This is a genomic window from Citrobacter sp. Cc139, from assembly GCF_030334645.1.
Taxonomy (GTDB): Bacteria; Pseudomonadota; Gammaproteobacteria; order Enterobacterales; family Enterobacteriaceae; genus Citrobacter; species Citrobacter werkmanii.
Genome location: NZ_JAOWDM010000059.1, coordinates 68,469 through 84,012 on the forward strand (window position 1 = coordinate 68,469; position 15,544 = coordinate 84,012).

At 51.5% G+C, this 15,544-nt stretch carries 18 protein-coding genes; 14 read left to right on the forward strand and 4 right to left on the reverse strand.

The genetic code is table 11. The features are described from left to right. The first annotated feature begins 159 nt into the window (after nucleotides 1–159). The 7 genes from mlaF (at nucleotide 160) to murA (ending at nucleotide 5,008) form a co-directional block, all read left to right on the forward strand. Nucleotides 160–972 (forward strand): phospholipid ABC transporter ATP-binding protein MlaF, encoded by an 813-nt coding sequence (gene mlaF, locus OGV69_RS02985; protein WP_038634255.1) that lies wholly within the window; start codon nucleotides 160–162, stop codon nucleotides 970–972. Nucleotides 973–979: 7 nt separating this feature from the next. Continuing rightward, nucleotides 980–1,762, forward strand: a complete 783-nt coding sequence (gene mlaE, locus OGV69_RS02990) for a lipid asymmetry maintenance ABC transporter permease subunit MlaE (protein WP_003025053.1) — start codon at nucleotides 980–982, stop codon at nucleotides 1,760–1,762. Nucleotides 1,763–1,766: 4 nt separating this feature from the next. Continuing rightward, nucleotides 1,767–2,324 (forward strand): outer membrane lipid asymmetry maintenance protein MlaD, encoded by a 558-nt coding sequence (mlaD, locus tag OGV69_RS02995; protein WP_038642894.1) that lies wholly within the window; start codon nucleotides 1,767–1,769, stop codon nucleotides 2,322–2,324. An 18-nt stretch (nucleotides 2,325–2,342) separates the two neighbouring features. Next, nucleotides 2,343–2,978 carry a phospholipid-binding protein MlaC gene (gene mlaC, locus OGV69_RS03000; protein WP_069324399.1) on the forward strand — a complete coding sequence of 212 codons (636 nt, stop codon included), beginning with the start codon at nucleotides 2,343–2,345 and terminating at the stop codon, nucleotides 2,976–2,978. Beyond that, the gene (mlaB, locus tag OGV69_RS03005) at nucleotides 2,978–3,271 is read left to right on the forward strand and encodes a lipid asymmetry maintenance protein MlaB (protein WP_038634251.1); all 294 of its coding nucleotides are present in this window, start codon (nucleotides 2,978–2,980) and stop codon (nucleotides 3,269–3,271) included. The genes mlaC and mlaB overlap by 1 nt, the downstream gene beginning before the upstream one ends. A gap of 169 nt (nucleotides 3,272–3,440) precedes the next feature. Beyond that, nucleotides 3,441–3,695 (forward strand): BolA family iron metabolism protein IbaG, encoded by a 255-nt coding sequence (ibaG, locus tag OGV69_RS03010; RefSeq protein ID WP_032940719.1) that lies wholly within the window; start codon nucleotides 3,441–3,443, stop codon nucleotides 3,693–3,695. Between the two features lie 53 nt (nucleotides 3,696–3,748). Then, nucleotides 3,749–5,008, forward strand: coding sequence for a UDP-N-acetylglucosamine 1-carboxyvinyltransferase (gene murA, locus OGV69_RS03015; RefSeq protein ID WP_038634248.1), 1,260 nt, complete (start codon nucleotides 3,749–3,751; stop codon nucleotides 5,006–5,008). Between the two features lie 56 nt (nucleotides 5,009–5,064). On the opposite strand, the gene sfsB is transcribed toward murA, so the two are convergent. Both sfsB and ispB read right to left on the reverse strand, forming a co-directional pair. Beyond that, nucleotides 5,065–5,349 carry a DNA-binding transcriptional regulator SfsB gene (gene sfsB, locus OGV69_RS03020; RefSeq protein WP_038634246.1) on the reverse strand — a complete coding sequence of 95 codons (285 nt, stop codon included), beginning with the start codon at nucleotides 5,347–5,349 and terminating at the stop codon, nucleotides 5,065–5,067. 224 nt (nucleotides 5,350–5,573) lie between these two features. Then, a complete protein-coding gene (ispB, locus tag OGV69_RS03025) occupies nucleotides 5,574–6,545 on the reverse strand; it encodes an octaprenyl diphosphate synthase (RefSeq protein WP_069324427.1) in 972 nt (323 codons plus the stop codon). Between the two features lie 258 nt (nucleotides 6,546–6,803). Between ispB and rplU the strand changes: the two genes are divergently transcribed. The 5 genes from rplU (at nucleotide 6,804) to opgB (ending at nucleotide 12,121) form a co-directional block, all read left to right on the forward strand. After that, nucleotides 6,804–7,115: a 50S ribosomal protein L21 gene (rplU, locus tag OGV69_RS03030; RefSeq protein ID WP_003025032.1), complete on the forward strand. Its 312-nt coding sequence runs from the start codon at nucleotides 6,804–6,806 to the stop codon at nucleotides 7,113–7,115. Between the two features lie 19 nt (nucleotides 7,116–7,134). Then, nucleotides 7,135–7,392 (forward strand): 50S ribosomal protein L27, encoded by a 258-nt coding sequence (gene rpmA, locus OGV69_RS03035; RefSeq protein WP_003025030.1) that lies wholly within the window; start codon nucleotides 7,135–7,137, stop codon nucleotides 7,390–7,392. A gap of 127 nt (nucleotides 7,393–7,519) precedes the next feature. Then, the gene (locus tag OGV69_RS03040) at nucleotides 7,520–8,485 is read left to right on the forward strand and encodes a DMT family transporter (protein WP_006687874.1); all 966 of its coding nucleotides are present in this window, start codon (nucleotides 7,520–7,522) and stop codon (nucleotides 8,483–8,485) included. 15 nt (nucleotides 8,486–8,500) lie between these two features. Continuing rightward, entirely contained in the window at nucleotides 8,501–9,673 is a 1,173-nt protein-coding gene (gene cgtA / locus OGV69_RS03045; RefSeq protein ID WP_038634240.1) for an Obg family GTPase CgtA, read from the forward strand. A 123-nt stretch (nucleotides 9,674–9,796) separates the two neighbouring features. Next, complete coding sequence (opgB, locus tag OGV69_RS03050) at nucleotides 9,797–12,121, forward strand: phosphatidylglycerol--membrane-oligosaccharide glycerophosphotransferase (protein WP_069324398.1); 2,325 nt, start codon at nucleotides 9,797–9,799, stop codon at nucleotides 12,119–12,121. Between the two features lie 36 nt (nucleotides 12,122–12,157). Here the strand turns inward: opgB and dacB are convergent, their stop codons facing one another. Further along, nucleotides 12,158–13,591, reverse strand: a complete 1,434-nt coding sequence (dacB, locus tag OGV69_RS03055) for a serine-type D-Ala-D-Ala carboxypeptidase (RefSeq protein WP_038634235.1) — start codon at nucleotides 13,589–13,591, stop codon at nucleotides 12,158–12,160. 248 nt (nucleotides 13,592–13,839) lie between these two features. On the opposite strand from dacB, the gene greA reads away from it, so the two are divergent. Next, nucleotides 13,840–14,316, forward strand: coding sequence for a transcription elongation factor GreA (greA, locus tag OGV69_RS03060; protein WP_003025019.1), 477 nt, complete (start codon nucleotides 13,840–13,842; stop codon nucleotides 14,314–14,316). Between the two features lie 153 nt (nucleotides 14,317–14,469). Here the strand turns inward: greA and yhbY are convergent, their stop codons facing one another. Continuing rightward, nucleotides 14,470–14,763 (reverse strand): ribosome assembly RNA-binding protein YhbY, encoded by a 294-nt coding sequence (yhbY, locus tag OGV69_RS03065; RefSeq protein WP_003025016.1) that lies wholly within the window; start codon nucleotides 14,761–14,763, stop codon nucleotides 14,470–14,472. Between the two features lie 125 nt (nucleotides 14,764–14,888). Here yhbY and rlmE point away from each other — a divergent pair, with 125 nt between their 5' ends. After that, nucleotides 14,889–15,518 (forward strand): 23S rRNA (uridine(2552)-2'-O)-methyltransferase RlmE, encoded by a 630-nt coding sequence (gene rlmE, locus OGV69_RS03070; protein WP_006687879.1) that lies wholly within the window; start codon nucleotides 14,889–14,891, stop codon nucleotides 15,516–15,518. Nucleotides 15,519–15,544: the final 26 nt, after the last annotated feature.

Sequence of the window (15,544 nt, forward strand, 5' to 3'; positions counted from 1 at the left end):
CGTAACGAAGTCTTAATTTTGACTTTATGCGGCTAAAAAGTAAAACAAATGCCAGCTTTCGCTAACCAGGACAGGCAATAATCTGTAAATATGTTGGGTTCAGGGCTAAATTGAGCGCCAAACTCTTCGATCAACGAGGCAATAGTAAAGGATGAATCAATGGGTCAGTCTGTGGCGAATCTAGTCGATATGCGCGATGTCAGCTTTTCCCGAGGCGATCGCTGCATCTTTGATAATATTTCCCTGACGGTGCCGCGTGGTAAGGTGACGGCGATCATGGGGCCATCAGGCATCGGCAAAACGACGCTATTGCGTCTGATTGGCGGACAGATACCCCCAGATAAGGGCGAGATCCTGTTCGACGGCGAGAACGTTCCGGCCATGTCCCGTTCGCGTTTATTTACCGTGCGTAAACGCATGAGTATGTTGTTTCAGTCCGGCGCGCTGTTTACCGACATGAACGTGTTTGACAACGTCGCGTATCCGCTACGCGAGCATACGACGTTGCCTGCAGCGTTGCTGAAAAGCACGGTGATGATGAAGCTTGAAGCCGTTGGTCTGCGGGGCGCGGCAAAGTTAATGCCTTCTGAATTATCCGGTGGGATGGCACGGCGTGCTGCGTTAGCACGCGCCATCGCGCTGGAGCCTGACCTCATTATGTTTGACGAACCGTTCGTCGGCCAGGATCCCATTACCATGGGGGTGCTGGTAAAACTGATTTCGGAACTGAACAGTGCGCTGGGCGTCACCTGCGTGGTGGTGTCCCATGATGTGCCTGAGGTGCTGAGTATTGCAGATTACGCCTATATTATGGCGGACAAAAAAATAGTGGCCTACGGTAGTGCTCAGGCTCTGCAAGAAAACGCCGACCCGCGCGTACGTCAGTTCCTTGACGGTATTGCTGATGGGCCGGTTCCGTTCCGTTATCCGGCGGGCGACTACCACATCGATTTACTCAAAACAGGGAGTTAAGCCACCCATGTTGTTAAATGCGCTGGCATCACTCGGACATCGAGGGATTAAAACCCTCAGGACGTTCGGGCGAGCCGGATTAATGTTGTTCAATGCGGTTGTCGGCAAGCCGGAGTTTCGCAAACATGCGCCGCTGCTGATACGCCAGCTCTATAATGTCGGTGTCTTATCGATGCTGATCATTATTGTTTCTGGTGTGTTCATCGGTATGGTGCTGGGGTTGCAGGGATACCTGGTTCTGACGACCTACAGTGCGGAAACCAGCCTTGGCATGCTGGTGGCGCTGTCATTGTTACGTGAGCTGGGGCCGGTTGTTGCGGCGCTACTGTTTGCCGGGCGCGCCGGATCGGCCTTAACCGCAGAGATTGGCCTGATGCGGGCGACCGAGCAACTCTCCAGTCTGGAAATGATGGCCGTCGATCCGCTGCGTCGGGTGATCTCTCCGCGTTTTTGGGCCGGTGTCATTTCATTGCCGCTGTTGACGATTATTTTTGTCGCGGTGGGGATCTGGGGCGGTTCGCTGGTTGGCGTAAGCTGGAAAGGTATTGATGCAGGCTTTTTCTGGTCGGCGATGCAAAATGCCGTCGACTGGCGTCTGGACCTGGTCAACTGTCTGATTAAGAGCGTGGTGTTCGCCATAACGGTCACCTGGATTGCATTGTTCAATGGTTATGATGCGATCCCGACCTCAGCCGGCATTAGCCGGGCAACGACACGCACCGTTGTGCACGCCTCTCTCGCCGTTCTGGGGCTGGATTTTGTGCTCACCGCACTGATGTTTGGGAATTGAGTTCATGCAAACGAAAAAAAATGAAATTTGGGTCGGGTTATTTCTGCTGATTGCGCTGCTGGCTGCGCTGTTTGTCTGCCTGAAGGCAGCGAATGTTACCTCAATGCGTACTGAGCCGACTTACACGATTTATGCGACCTTTGATAATATTGGCGGCCTGAAAGAACGCTCTCCGGTGCGGATTGGCGGGGTGGTGGTTGGACGCGTATCGGATATCTCGCTGGATCCGAAAACGTACCTACCGCGCGTGACCCTGGAAATCGAATCGCGTTTTAACCATATTCCTGACACCAGCTCCCTGAGCATCCGTACTTCCGGCCTGCTGGGAGAGCAGTATCTGGCATTGAACGTCGGTTTTGAAGATCCTGAGCTGGGAACGTCTATCCTCAAAGATGGCGGTACGATTCAGGACACGAAATCCGCGATGGTGCTGGAAGACATGATTGGTCAGTTCCTTTACAACAGCAACAGTAAAGGTGATGACAATAAGAATTCTGGCGATGCGCCAGCCGCAACTGAAGGCAATAATGAAGCCACTACGCCTGCGGGCGCAACGAAATAATCTCAGGAGAATCGACGTATGTTTAAACGATTGATGATGGTGGCTATGCTGATCATTGCCCCCCTTAGCGCGGCAACCGCGGCGGATCAGACTAACCCGTACAAGTTGATGAATGAGGCGGCGCAGAAGACCTTTGACCGCCTGAAGAACGAGCAACCTAAAATTCGCGCCAACCCGGATTACCTGCGCGATGTTGTCGATCAGGAATTGTTGCCATACGTACAGGTTAAATATGCTGGTGCGCTGGTCCTGGGCCGCTACTACAAAGAAGCGACCCCGGCACAACGTGACGCCTATTTCGCCGCCTTTCGTGAATATCTGAAGCAGGCTTACGGTCAGGCGCTGGCAATGTACCACGGTCAGACCTATAAGATTGCCCCTGAGCAACCGCTGGGTGATGCGACCATCGTGCCTATCCGCGTGACCATTATCGATCCGAATGGCCGTCCTCCGGTTCGTCTGGATTTCCAGTGGCGTAAAAACTCGCAAACCGGTAACTGGCAGGCGTATGACATGATCGCCGAAGGCGTCAGCATGATCACCACCAAACAGAATGAGTGGAGCGACCTGCTGCGTACCAAAGGTATCGATGGCCTGACAGCACAACTGAAATCTATTTCTCAGCAGAAAATTACCCTGGAAGAGAAAAAATAATGACCCAGTCACTCACCTGGAAGCGTGAAGGTGACAAGCTGGTGCTGGCGGGAGAGCTGGATCAAGACGTGTTAAATCCATTATGGGATGCGCGAGTTGAGGCGATGCAAGGGGTAACCTGCATCGACCTGAACCAGGTTTCCCGGGTGGATACCGGTGGTCTGGCGTTACTGCTGCACTTGATTGATCAGGGCAAGCAGCAGGGGAACAGCGTTTCGCTCGCTGGTGTTAACGATAAAGTTTACACGCTGGCGCAGCTTTACAATCTGCCTGACGATGTCCTTCCGCGTTAATTTTTTCAGGCTGGATAAGGCCTTGTGCCTTCATCCAGCATCCCCATCATAAGGGATCTGCCATCAAAGCCTTGTCTGATTTATCAGCGAGGCTTTTTGCTTATTTATGACAGCGCCACTTTGCTCTAAGATGTTGGGCTGTTTTCACTATCTGACGAATGAAGAGCCCATGGAAAATAATGAAATTCAGAGCGTGCTGATGAATGCGCTCTCCCTCCAGGAAGTCCACGTTTCTGGCGACGGCAGTCACTTTCAGGTTATTGCCGTGGGTGAGATGTTTGAAGGCATGAGCCGGGTCAAGAAGCAGCAATCAGTCTATGGCCCGTTGATGGAGTACATTGCGGACAACCGCATTCATGCTTTGTCGATTAAAGCGTTTACCCCAGCGGAATGGGCGCGCGATCGCAAACTTAATGGTTTTTGAGCTACGGGTGATGTGCCGGTAGCGAAGATAAATTCTTAACAGAGAACAGAATAATGGATAAATTTCGTGTTCAGGGGCCAACGAAGCTCCAGGGCGAAGTCACAATTTCAGGCGCTAAAAACGCCGCACTGCCGATCCTGTTTGCGGCGCTGCTGGCGGAAGAACCTGTAGAGATCCAAAACGTCCCGAAACTGAAGGACGTTGACACTTCCATGAAGCTACTGAGCCAGTTGGGTGCGAAAGTTGAGCGTAATGGTTCCGTGCACATTGATGCGCGTGACGTTAACGTCTTCTGTGCACCGTATGATCTGGTGAAAACCATGCGTGCGTCTATCTGGGCGCTCGGACCGTTGGTTGCTCGCTTTGGCCAGGGGCAGGTTTCACTGCCGGGCGGTTGCACCATCGGCGCGCGTCCGGTTGACCTGCACATTACCGGTCTGGAGCAGTTAGGCGCGACGATCAAGCTGGAAGAAGGCTATGTGAAGGCGTCCGTTGATGGCCGTCTGAAAGGCGCGCATATCGTCATGGATAAAGTGAGCGTCGGCGCGACGGTCACTATTATGTGTGCGGCAACACTTGCTGAAGGCACCACCATCATTGAAAACGCCGCGCGCGAGCCGGAGATCGTCGATACCGCTAATTTCCTGATTGCGCTGGGTGCGAAGATCAGCGGTCAGGGTACCGATCGCATTACCATCGAAGGTGTTGAACGTCTCGGCGGTGGTGTTTATCGCGTTCTGCCAGACCGTATTGAAACCGGCACTTTCCTGGTTGCAGCAGCGATTTCTCGCGGCAAAATTATCTGCCGCAATGCGCAACCTGACACGCTGGATGCCGTCCTGGCGAAGCTGCGTGATGCGGGGGCGGATATCGAAGTCGGCGAGGACTGGATAAGCCTCGACATGCACGGCAAGCGTCCGAAGGCGGTCAATGTACGTACTGCGCCGCACCCGGCGTTCCCGACTGATATGCAGGCCCAGTTCACGCTGCTGAACCTGGTGGCAGAAGGGACAGGCTTCATCACGGAAACCGTGTTTGAGAACCGCTTCATGCACGTGCCTGAGCTGAGCCGTATGGGCGCTCACGCGGAAATCGAAAGCAACACTGTGATTTGCCACGGTGTGGAAACGCTCTCCGGCGCGCAAGTGATGGCGACCGATCTGCGTGCGTCAGCAAGCCTGGTGTTGGCGGGTTGTATTGCTGAAGGTACGACGGTGGTCGACCGTATTTATCACATCGATCGCGGCTATGAGCGCATCGAAGATAAACTGCGTGCGCTGGGCGCAAACATTGAGCGCGTGAAAGGCGAGTAATCGTCAACGCCTCTGGTAACCCCCTGGTCTTTGGGCCGGGGGTTACTGCTTAATGTTCATTCAGGATTCTTTTTCCCTCTCGGTCCCCTCATCATTCGTGTTCTGTCGATGAATTCATGCGTTTTGGCATCGTGGTAGCGCGACGGCCAGATCACCCAAGGGTCGGTTCCCAGCGCCCGGGCAATAATCAACTCTCCTTTCGGCCATGGCCGCGTTAACGCGTTCGCCAGCGTTGATGAACTCAAGCCATTTTTACGTGACTCAGCGGCCATTGAGGTGCCTTTTTTGCGCAGTCCGGCGATGATGTCGGCCGTATGCCAGTCAATCAGCTTGCTTTCCATAAATTCATCCCTCCTTTGGTTAATGACTTACGGTTTCACGTTCGGTTGTGGCGACACTATAACGCTCCGAGAACAAATGTTCTAAAATGTTCGTGTAAGGTGTGAGTATATTCAGATTATGCCAATATCTGGCGTAATCATCCGGAAAGCTGAAAGGATTTATTGGAATTTATAAGAGCATCCCGTGCGAGGCACGGGATGATGAGTGGCTGGGGGGAAGGTAATTAGCGGTCGCGCTGTACGGCGATATGCGCCAGACCAATCAGCGCTTCTCGCCATGGCGTATCAGGCAGCACCTGCAACGCGGCGATGGCTTTATCGGCCTCTTCTTCCGCACGTTGTCGGGTCCACTCCAGAGAGCCACAGGTGTTCATCGCTTCCAGAACCGGCTCCAGAAGGTGACGACCGTTACCTTGTTCAATGGCCTGGCGGATCATCTGCGCCTGCTCCGGGGTGCCGTGGCGCATGGCATGCAGCAGCGGTAGCGTCGGCTTACCTTCGTTCAGGTCATCACCGACGTTTTTACCCAACTGCTCGCCATCTGCGCTGTAATCCAGTAAATCGTCAATTAACTGGAACGCAGTCCCAAGATAACGGCCATAATCCTGCAACCCTTTCTCTTGTTCTTCGCTGCAGCCAGCCAGAATACCCGAGCATTGGGCTGCGGCTTCGAACAAACGCGCCGTCTTGCTGTAGATGACGCGCATATAGTTTTCTTCGGTGATGTCCGGGTCGTTGACGTTCATCAACTGCAGAACTTCACCTTCTGCGATGACGTTAACCGCTTTCGACATGACATCCAGTACTTTCAGCGAGCCGAGGCTGGTCATCATCTGAAATGCGCGGGTATAGATAAAATCGCCGACCAGCACGCTGGCCGCATTACCAAACGCCGCATTTGCTGTGGCTTTCCCGCGGCGCATGTCGGACTCATCCACAACATCGTCATGCAGGAGGGTCGCAGTGTGGATAAACTCGATGAGGGCTGCAATCGTAACGTGCGCATTTTCCTGGTAACCAACGGCACGTGCTGCAAGTACGGCGATCATTGGGCGAATGCGTTTTCCGCCGCCGCTCACGATGTAGTACCCTAACTGATTGATCAACTGGACGTCGGAATTGAGCTGTTCAAGGATTGTCGCATTGACCCCCGCCATATCTTGCGCGGTTAACTCATTGATTTTTTCTAAATTCATCGCAAAAGCCGGGCTTCTCGCCCCGATTACCTCACCGTATGGCAAGGTAACGTCGGGTTCAGGTTTATAAATATATGCTGATTGTACTGAAAAAACGCCGTAGATAAACGTTACCGTACGTGTTGTGTTTTTTTTCTTCATGTATTGACGGTAGCACTTGTCAAAGGCTCGCGTTTTGCGTAATATTCGCGCCCTATTGTGAATATTTATAGCGCACTCTGAATCATCAAAAAGGTGTGCGCGGAAGCGGAGTTTTTTATGTACGCGGTTTTCCAAAGTGGTGGTAAACAACACCGAGTAAGCGAAGGTCAGACCGTTCGCCTGGAAAAGCTGGACATCGCAACTGGCGAATCTGTTGAATTCGCTGAAGTTCTGATGATCGCAAACGGTGAAGAAGTCAAAATCGGCGTTCCTTTCGTTGATGGCGGCGTTATCAAAGCTGAAGTTGTTGCTCATGGTCGTGGCGAGAAAGTTAAAATCGTTAAGTTTCGTCGTCGTAAACACTACCGTAAGCAGCAGGGCCATCGTCAGTGGTTCACTGATGTGAAAATCACTGGCATCAGCGCTTAAGTTAAGGGGAGCAGATTAAATGGCACATAAAAAGGCTGGCGGCTCGACTCGTAACGGTCGCGATTCAGAAGCTAAACGTCTGGGCGTAAAACGCTTCGGCGGTGAAACAGTTCTGGCTGGTAGCATCATCGTTCGTCAACGTGGTACTAAATTCCACGCTGGCTCCAACGTTGGTTGCGGCAAAGACCACACTCTGTTTGCTAAAGCAGACGGTAAAGTGAAATTTGAAGTGAAAGGCCCGAAAAACCGTAAATTCATCAGCATCGTTGCTGAATAAGTTTTTCGCGTCCCGGTAACGGATAAAAGCCCCGCAACACGTTGCGGGGCTTTTTACATTCGACGGCCGGTAAATATGCTCGTCGCGCCGTGATAAACCGGAAACGAGCCCTTGCAGGGAATACGGCATGAAGCAGCAGGCAGGCATTGGTATTCTGTTAGCACTCACGACTGCAATATGTTGGGGCGCTTTGCCAATAGCAATGAAGCAAGTGCTGGAGGTGATGGAGCCTCCTACCGTGGTGTTCTACCGTTTTTTAATGGCAAGTATTGGCCTTGGCGCTATCCTTGCGGTTAAAAAAAAGCTCCCCCCATTGCGCATTTTTCGCAAAGCGCGTTGGTTGGTGCTGTTGGCAATAGCCACCGGTGGGCTGTTCGGTAACTTCATACTGTTTAGTTCATCTTTGCAATACTTGAGCCCAACGGCCTCGCAGGTTATCGGTCAGCTGTCACCCGTTGGCATGATGATCGCCAGCGTCTTTATCCTGAAAGAAAAGATGCGCGGCACGCAGGTGATTGGCGCCATTATGCTTCTGAGCGGCCTGGTTCTGTTTTTTAATACCAGTCTGATCGAAATTTTTACCCGACTCACCGATTACACCTGGGGCGTTATCTTTGGTGTCGGTGCGGCGATGGTCTGGGTGAGCTATGGGGTCGCGCAAAAGGTGTTATTGCGCCGTCTGGCGTCACCGCAGATCCTGTTTTTACTGTACACTTTATGTACGATCGCGTTGTTGCCGCTGGCTAAACCCGGTGTCATCACGCAGCTCAGCGACTGGCAGCTGGCCTGCCTGGTATTCTGCGGCCTGAATACGCTGGTAGGATACGGCGCTCTCGCGGAAGCGATGGCGCGCTGGCAGGCGGCGCAGGTAAGCGCCATTATTACGCTTACGCCGCTGTTTACGTTATTATTTTCAGATTTATTATCACTGGCCTGGCCCGATTTCTTCGCCAGACCGATGCTAAACCTTTTAGGTTATCTCGGTGCGTTTATCGTGGTTGCGGGCGCGATGTATTCCGCCATTGGTCATCGAATTTGGGGCGGTTTACGTAAGCATGAAACGGTGGTTTCGCAACCCCGCTCAGGCGAATGATTTACGGAGAGTAAAATGAAGTTTGTTGATGAAGCATCGATTCTGGTCGTTGCAGGTGATGGCGGTAATGGTTGCGTGAGCTTCCGCCGTGAAAAATATATTCCAAAAGGCGGCCCGGACGGCGGTGATGGCGGTGATGGCGGCGACGTATGGATGGAAGCCGACGAAAACCTGAACACGCTGATCGATTACCGTTTTGAAAAATCTTTCCGTGCGGAACGTGGTCAGAATGGCGCGAGCCGCGATTGCACAGGTAAACGCGGTAAAGACGTTACGATTAAAGTGCCTGTCGGTACGCGCGTTATCGATCAGGGCACCGGCGAAACCATGGGCGACATGACCAAGCATGGTCAGCGTCTGATGGTCGCTAAAGGCGGCTGGCACGGCCTGGGTAACACCCGTTTCAAATCCTCGGTCAACCGTACTCCGCGTCAGAAAACGATGGGGACACCGGGCGATAAGCGCGATCTGTTGCTGGAGCTGATGCTGCTGGCGGACGTGGGTATGTTGGGTATGCCAAATGCCGGTAAATCGACGTTTATCCGTGCGGTATCTGCGGCGAAGCCGAAAGTTGCCGATTATCCGTTCACCACCCTGGTACCAAGCCTGGGCGTGGTGCGTATGGACAACGAAAAGAGCTTCGTAGTGGCCGACATTCCGGGGCTGATTGAAGGCGCGGCTGAAGGCGCGGGTCTGGGGATTCGCTTCCTGAAACACCTGGAACGTTGCCGCGTGCTGCTGCACCTCATCGATATCGATCCAATTGATGGCTCCGATCCGGTAGAGAACGCCCGTATCATTATTGGCGAACTGGAAAAATACAGTCAGGACCTGGCGTCTAAACCGCGCTGGTTAGTGTTCAACAAAATTGATTTGCTGGACAAGGCCGAAGCGGAAGAGAAAGCGAAAGCGATCGCCGAAGCGCTGGGCTGGGAAGGTAAATATTACCTGATCTCCGCCGCCAGCCAGTTGGGCGTGAAGGATCTGTGCTGGGATGTGATGACCTTTATCATTGAGAACCCGATTGTTCAGGCTGAAGAAGCGAAACAGCCAGAGAAAGTTGAGTTCATGTGGGATGATTATCACCGCCAGCAGCTCGCTGAAGTCGAAGACGAAGCGGAAGATGACTGGGATGACGACTGGGACGAAGACGACGAAGAAGGCGTTGAGTTCATCTATAAGCGTTGATTTTGAGGGCTGGTTTACCAGCCCTTTTATTTATATATTCTGAAAAAAATATTAATGATGTTCCCGCATTAAACGACCAATTATAATTCCTCCTCATTTAGCGTGCATGTATGAGACGAGGTAATGCAATACTCATTTGTAGCAATTATTATATCACTGGCCTCAATGGTTTTGGCCGCCCTGATTTATAAAAGTAAAGGCTATAGGGCAATCTATTACGCCTCTCTTATTTTACTTGCTCAGTGCATTTCTTTATTTTTAAGCCTGTTTTGGTTAGGCTGTTATTACTTTACGGGCGAAGGGGTTAATGACGCTGTTATTTATACTTTGACCCGCTCGCTTTATGGCGCGGATTTTAAAGATTACGTCGCGCCTTTTGTCGTTGCTGTCTTGCTGATTGGACTGCTACTCTTTCTGAACTGGCGATTCATGCAAGGTAAAAATGTTCAAAAAGAGAGAAAACATTACGCTTCGATAACCGCCGTATTACTGACATTTTTTGCTGTTGGCATCTCTCCGGCATTATTACAATTCACTAATTATAGCAAGCCGCCAGCAGAAGTAGATGGCTCCGATTTTTCGCGCTACTATATTACGCCAGATACCAGGATAAATAATCCAAAATATAATCTGGTATATATTTATGCAGAAAGCCTGGAAAGAACCTACTTTGATAAAGACACATTTCCTCAGTTGCTGCCTGATTTAACGGCGCTGAAACAAGATGGCCTGGATTTTAGCGGTACAGAACAGTATCCGGCGACGGATTTTACCATAGCAGGGATCGTGGCATCGCAGTGTGGTCTTCCGCTGTTTGCACCGACCGATTTAAGTGGCAAGAAAGCAAGTCTGGGCTTCTTTTCCTCTTCAGTCTGCCTTGGGGATATTTTGAAAAATTCAGGTTATGAAACCTGGTTTATGCAGGGCGCTGATTTACGTTTCGCCGATAAGGATGTGTTTTTTAAAACGCACGGCATTGAACATGCCTGGGGACTGGCGGAGTCTGGCCTGGAGAAGGATTTTTCCGCCCAGAATGCCTGGGGGCTATATGATGATATGCTGCTGGAAAAGGTCTGGCGCAAGTTTGAGCATTTGTCCCGGCAAAAAACGCCTTTTGCGTTATTCACGTTGACGCTGGACACCCATCCCCCTGAAGGTTATATCCCCACGAGCTGTCCTGTCAGCTATAAAAAAAATGGTAGCGAAGTCGATGCGTTAACCTCTGTGCTTTGTAGCCAGAGGGAAATCGCTAAATTCATTAGACGGATACAGGCTTCGCCCTGGGCCAGTAATACGATTATTGTTCTCTCATCCGATCATCTGGTAATGCAAAATATGACGGCTGCTGTGGATTATTTAAATAAAATGCCTCGCCGCAATTTATTTGTGGTTTTCAGAAATGGCGTGACGCCGAAAGTTATCGCCGATAAGCGAAGCACGTTAGATAATGGGGCAACGGTGCTTGAGCTGATGGGGGGTGGTAATGCAATAGGCTTAGGGAGAAGTTCATTAAGTCAGCCTTCCCTGGCAGCGGTTTTTGACGACTTTAAAAATAAGTTGTTAGCCTGGGGGCCTGCTATCCGCTCCCGTTGGGGAATTCCCGAGTCCATTAAAAATTTTACCGTTGATACCAGAAGAAAGTTGCTGCGTTTTGATAGTTTTGAATACCCTATTCCCGCCTTACTGGAAGTATCACCGGGACGAGTCTGGCCGGTTGTCGATGACGGGAATGACGTGGGAATGTCTTTAAGGAATACCCTGGGATTTCTGCCTGAAGGCCATAAATTTATCTGGATAGATCAATGCCTGAGCATTGGCCCCGTATGGCAACCGGATTCTGCCGTCACGACTGGGTGGTGTGTTGCCTCTGGGAAAGCCGGTAGCGAGACTCACATCGAGAAAATAACGGCTGAAGATTATTCAGGCGGGATGAGTGAATTTCCGGGCAAAACGAATCATGAACGCTTTCAGCGTATCCAGGCGCGGTTATTACTTTCCGCAAAGGATGTCCGCTATCAGTCCGATCGCATACTGTTTGCGGCGGAAGGACTGCCTGCATTTGTGAAATCAATAACAGGAGTGGGGCATCCAGAATACTGGGGACGGTGGTCAGATGCGAACCTGTCACCCGCGGTGGCTATCACCTATAACCAACCACTGCCCGCGAAATTTGACGTTGAGATCAAGGCAAAAGCCTTTGGCAAAAATATTGGTGCACCGATTCCCGTTTCCATCGGTTCCTGTACCCACTATCTCACCCTGCACGCAGAGGCGGAAACGGTGATATTACATATGACGAATCCTGACAGACTCGATACGCTAACGATTGTCCCCCCTTATCCGGAGTTGAGTAACGAGGGAAATTATATCGGTTTTCCTAAATCCGCTCCGCCAAGGAAGCTGGGGATTGGGTTAACCGAGTTGCGGATAATCCCGGCAAACGATTAGAAACGACGAGGGAGCGTTACCGCTCCCTGCATCCGCTTAGTTAGACTGATAAATATCCTTGTACAACCGACTCTCGAAGCGTACCAGCGGAATACGCCGATTACGTTGGTCAGCCGGCTCTACCGCATAACCCGACAGATACTGCACAAACGCCATGCGCTGACCGCTTGCCGTGGTGATGAAGCCTGCGAGGTTGTAGACGCCCTGTAGTGAGCCTGTCTTCGCCGATACTTTGCCATCCACGCCAGCCTGATGCAGGCCCGCACGGTATTGCAGGGAGCCGTCATGGCCCGCCAGCGGTAGCATAGTTATAAAGTTCAGCTCGTTATCGTGCTGAGCGATATATTGCAGCACCTGCATCATGGTCGCCGGGGAAATCAGGTTATGGCGGGAGAGACCAGAACCGTCGGCAATAATGGTGTTGCCAATATCGATGCCCGCCTGCTGACGCAAAATTTGGCGTACGGCATCGGAACCTGCCCGCCAGGTGCCCGGGACGTTAAATCGTGCATGGCCAATCATGCGGAAAACGGTATCGGCAATCATGTTGTCCGATTTTTTCAGCATAATCTTAAGCAGGTCATGCAGCGGCGCTGACTGCTTGCTGGCAACCACGGTCCCCGGCTCGTTGACCTGCGTCTGGCGCAGCAGCGTGCCGCTGTAAGTGATACCCGCTTGTTTTAGCTCATCTTTGATAATCGCCCCGGCATAGCTGGCGCCATCCTGAATGGCGAACGCCAGCGGCAGCGGGTCGGCGCGTTGAGGTAGGCATCCGGTCAGCGTGAAGCGGTTGAGATCGCCTGGAACCACGTCCAGTTCACAATATTGCGCTTCGGCAGAGCCACGCGCGAGGGTTCGCACCTGGCTGAACATGGTGACCGGGTAGTAGGATGCTACGCGAATAAATGCCAGATCGTTCGGTTTTTGCGCGCTGTAGAGCGAAATCGAGAAACAGTTGCGATCGACAATGGCTGCGGCAGGCGGGGCGCTAAAACATTGCGTCATGTCGTTCCAGGGCCAACCGGGGGCTTTATCATGACTGGCGAAAATAGAGGTGTCGATCAGAACATTTCCGGCAATTTGCGTCACACCAGATTTTTTCAGGGTCGCTACCATATTGCGAATATCCTGGCGTTTTAGCGTCGGATCGGCGCCAAATCGCGCCACTAAGTCACCTTTCAAAACGCCGCCTTCCACGTTGCCTTTCGTCTCAAGCGTGGTGGTAAAACGGAAATCAGGCCCGAGCTGAATCAACGCCGCCAGCGCGGTGATCACTTTCTGGGTACTGGCGGGGAGCGCCATCTGCTGGCTATGAAAATCAATAGCGGGTGCAGATGCGCCAACCTTCTGTACCATAAGGGCGAGGTTGGCCCCGGCAGGAAGCTGGTTGATGTATTCGTCGACATTCGCAGCCTGAACGCTGAACGCTATACTGGCAGTCAATCCAATGGTAAATCTGGGAAATCGCATAATCTCGCGCTAACAACCTGGAAACAGGCCGTCATACTACGGCGCAACGCCCCAAAAAGTAAACGATGACCCATAGGGAACTCCAGGGTAAAATGATCATCAAATAGAGAATTGTAGCTGACCTGGGACCTTGAGCCCCGGGTCGGTATTTTTTTGCTTCTGACCCTGGCATGGCGTATGCCAGGGTGGGCTTAGCAGCCGGGGTGAGAACCATCGGCCCCTACAGGAATGTTCAAGAGGTATAACAAATGCAAGCTATCCCGATGACCTTACGTGGTGCTGAAAAACTGCGCGAAGAGCTGGATTTTCTGAAATCTGTGCGCCGTCCTGAAATTATCGCCGCTATCGCGGAAGCGCGTGAGCACGGTGACCTGAAAGAGAACGCGGAGTATCACGCGGCTCGCGAACAGCAAGGATTCTGCGAAGGACGCATTAAAGATATCGAAGCTAAACTGTCCAATGCGCAGGTGATTGACGTCACTAAAATGCCGAACAATGGTCGTGTTGTTTTCGGCGCGACGGTTACCGTTCTGAATCTCGATAATGACGAAGAGCAGACCTGGCGTATTGTCGGCGATGATGAAGCTGATTTTAAACAGAATCTGATTTCAGTGAACTCGCCTATTGCTCGTGGCCTGATTGGCAAAGAGCAGGATGACGTCGTCGTTATCAAAACGCCGGGCGGTGAAGTTGAATATGAAGTAACGAAGGTCGAATACCTGTAATTCGCATCTTGGTTAAGATGTTGATACATTGTAAAGAAAGGAAAAAGGCCGCATAGCGGCCTTTTATCAACGAAGAGAGCGTGGCATTTTGCTCTCCTGCTAGCGGAAAACCCCGCGTTTTACACAAACTTCGTGTGCGACTTTGGGATATTCTTAGCGTGGCAGCGAGATTTTACGTTCTTTAGTCGGGCGATACAGTACCAGCGTTTTGCCGATGACCTGTACATTGCAGGCGCCGGTTTCGCGTACGATAGCTTCCACGATCAAGGTTTTGGTATCGCGGTCTTCCGAGGCGATTTTCACCTTGATAAGTTCATGGTGCTCTAACGCTTGTTCAATCTCGGCCAGTACCCCTTCGGTCAAACCATTATTGCCAAGCATAACTACCGGCTTGAGCGGATGTGCCAGACCTTTCAGGTGCTGTTTTTGTTTAGTACTCAGATTCATCGTATATTTTTGCTTACGTTGGGATTGAAAACGGGTCATTCTACCGCCATCTCCCATATATCACCAAATAGCTGTGTAGAAATTTACACCATTGGTTACGATGAACTGCCCTTTGGGAATGTGAAATGACAGGTAAAAAGCGTTCTGCCAGCTCGAGTCGCTGGCTTCAGGAACACTTTAGCGATAAATATGTTCAACAGGCGCAGAAAAAGGGGTTACGTTCCCGTGCCTGGTTTAAACTTGATGAAATACAGCAAAGTGACAAAATTTTTAAACCGGGGATGACGATTGTTGATCTCGGCGCTGCACCGGGTGGCTGGTCGCAATATGCGGTTACGCAGATCGGCAACAGCGGCCGCATTATCGCTTGCGATCTTTTACCTATGGATCCAATCGTTGGTGTGGACTTCCTTCAGGGCGACTTTCGTGATGAATTAGTCCTGCAAGCGTTACTTGAACGCGTAGGTGACAGTAAAGTACAAGTTGTCATGTCTGATATGGCACCAAATATGTGTGGAACACCGGCGGTGGATATTCCCCGGGCCATGTATCTGGTAGAGCTGGCGCTTGGAATGGCTCGAGATGTTTTAGCGCCAGGTGGTAGTTTTGTAGTGAAGGTGTTCCAGGGCGAAGGCTTCGATGAGTATCTAAGAGAGATTCGCTCCCTGTTTACGAAGGTCAAAGTTCGTAAGCCGGACTCTTCTCGCGCCCGTTCGCGTGAAGTGTATATTGTAGCGACCGGGCGTAAACCATAACCGGTAGATTTCAAACGAAAGTTTGA

Coding starts and splice junctions, on each gene's coding strand:
- rplU (WP_003025032.1), top strand. CDS start 6,804: ATGTACGCGGTTTTCCAAAGTGGTGGTAAACAACACCGAGTAAGCGAA.
- ibaG (WP_032940719.1), top strand. CDS start 3,441: ATGGAAAATAATGAAATTCAGAGCGTGCTGATGAATGCGCTCTCCCTC.
- cgtA (WP_038634240.1), top strand. CDS start 8,501: ATGAAGTTTGTTGATGAAGCATCGATTCTGGTCGTTGCAGGTGATGGC.
- mlaB (WP_038634251.1), top strand. CDS start 2,978: ATGACCCAGTCACTCACCTGGAAGCGTGAAGGTGACAAGCTGGTGCTG.
- greA (WP_003025019.1), top strand. CDS start 13,840: ATGCAAGCTATCCCGATGACCTTACGTGGTGCTGAAAAACTGCGCGAA.
- opgB (WP_069324398.1), top strand. CDS start 9,797: ATGCAATACTCATTTGTAGCAATTATTATATCACTGGCCTCAATGGTT.
- dacB (WP_038634235.1), bottom strand. CDS start 13,591: ATGCGATTTCCCAGATTTACCATTGGATTGACTGCCAGTATAGCGTTC.
- rpmA (WP_003025030.1), top strand. CDS start 7,135: ATGGCACATAAAAAGGCTGGCGGCTCGACTCGTAACGGTCGCGATTCA.
- sfsB (WP_038634246.1), bottom strand. CDS start 5,349: ATGGAAAGCAAGCTGATTGACTGGCATACGGCCGACATCATCGCCGGA.
- rlmE (WP_006687879.1), top strand. CDS start 14,889: ATGACAGGTAAAAAGCGTTCTGCCAGCTCGAGTCGCTGGCTTCAGGAA.
- mlaD (WP_038642894.1), top strand. CDS start 1,767: ATGCAAACGAAAAAAAATGAAATTTGGGTCGGGTTATTTCTGCTGATT.
- mlaE (WP_003025053.1), top strand. CDS start 980: ATGTTGTTAAATGCGCTGGCATCACTCGGACATCGAGGGATTAAAACC.
- mlaC (WP_069324399.1), top strand. CDS start 2,343: ATGTTTAAACGATTGATGATGGTGGCTATGCTGATCATTGCCCCCCTT.
- OGV69_RS03040 (WP_006687874.1), top strand. CDS start 7,520: ATGAAGCAGCAGGCAGGCATTGGTATTCTGTTAGCACTCACGACTGCA.
- murA (WP_038634248.1), top strand. CDS start 3,749: ATGGATAAATTTCGTGTTCAGGGGCCAACGAAGCTCCAGGGCGAAGTC.
- ispB (WP_069324427.1), bottom strand. CDS start 6,545: ATGAATTTAGAAAAAATCAATGAGTTAACCGCGCAAGATATGGCGGGG.
- yhbY (WP_003025016.1), bottom strand. CDS start 14,763: ATGAATCTGAGTACTAAACAAAAACAGCACCTGAAAGGTCTGGCACAT.
- mlaF (WP_038634255.1), top strand. CDS start 160: ATGGGTCAGTCTGTGGCGAATCTAGTCGATATGCGCGATGTCAGCTTT.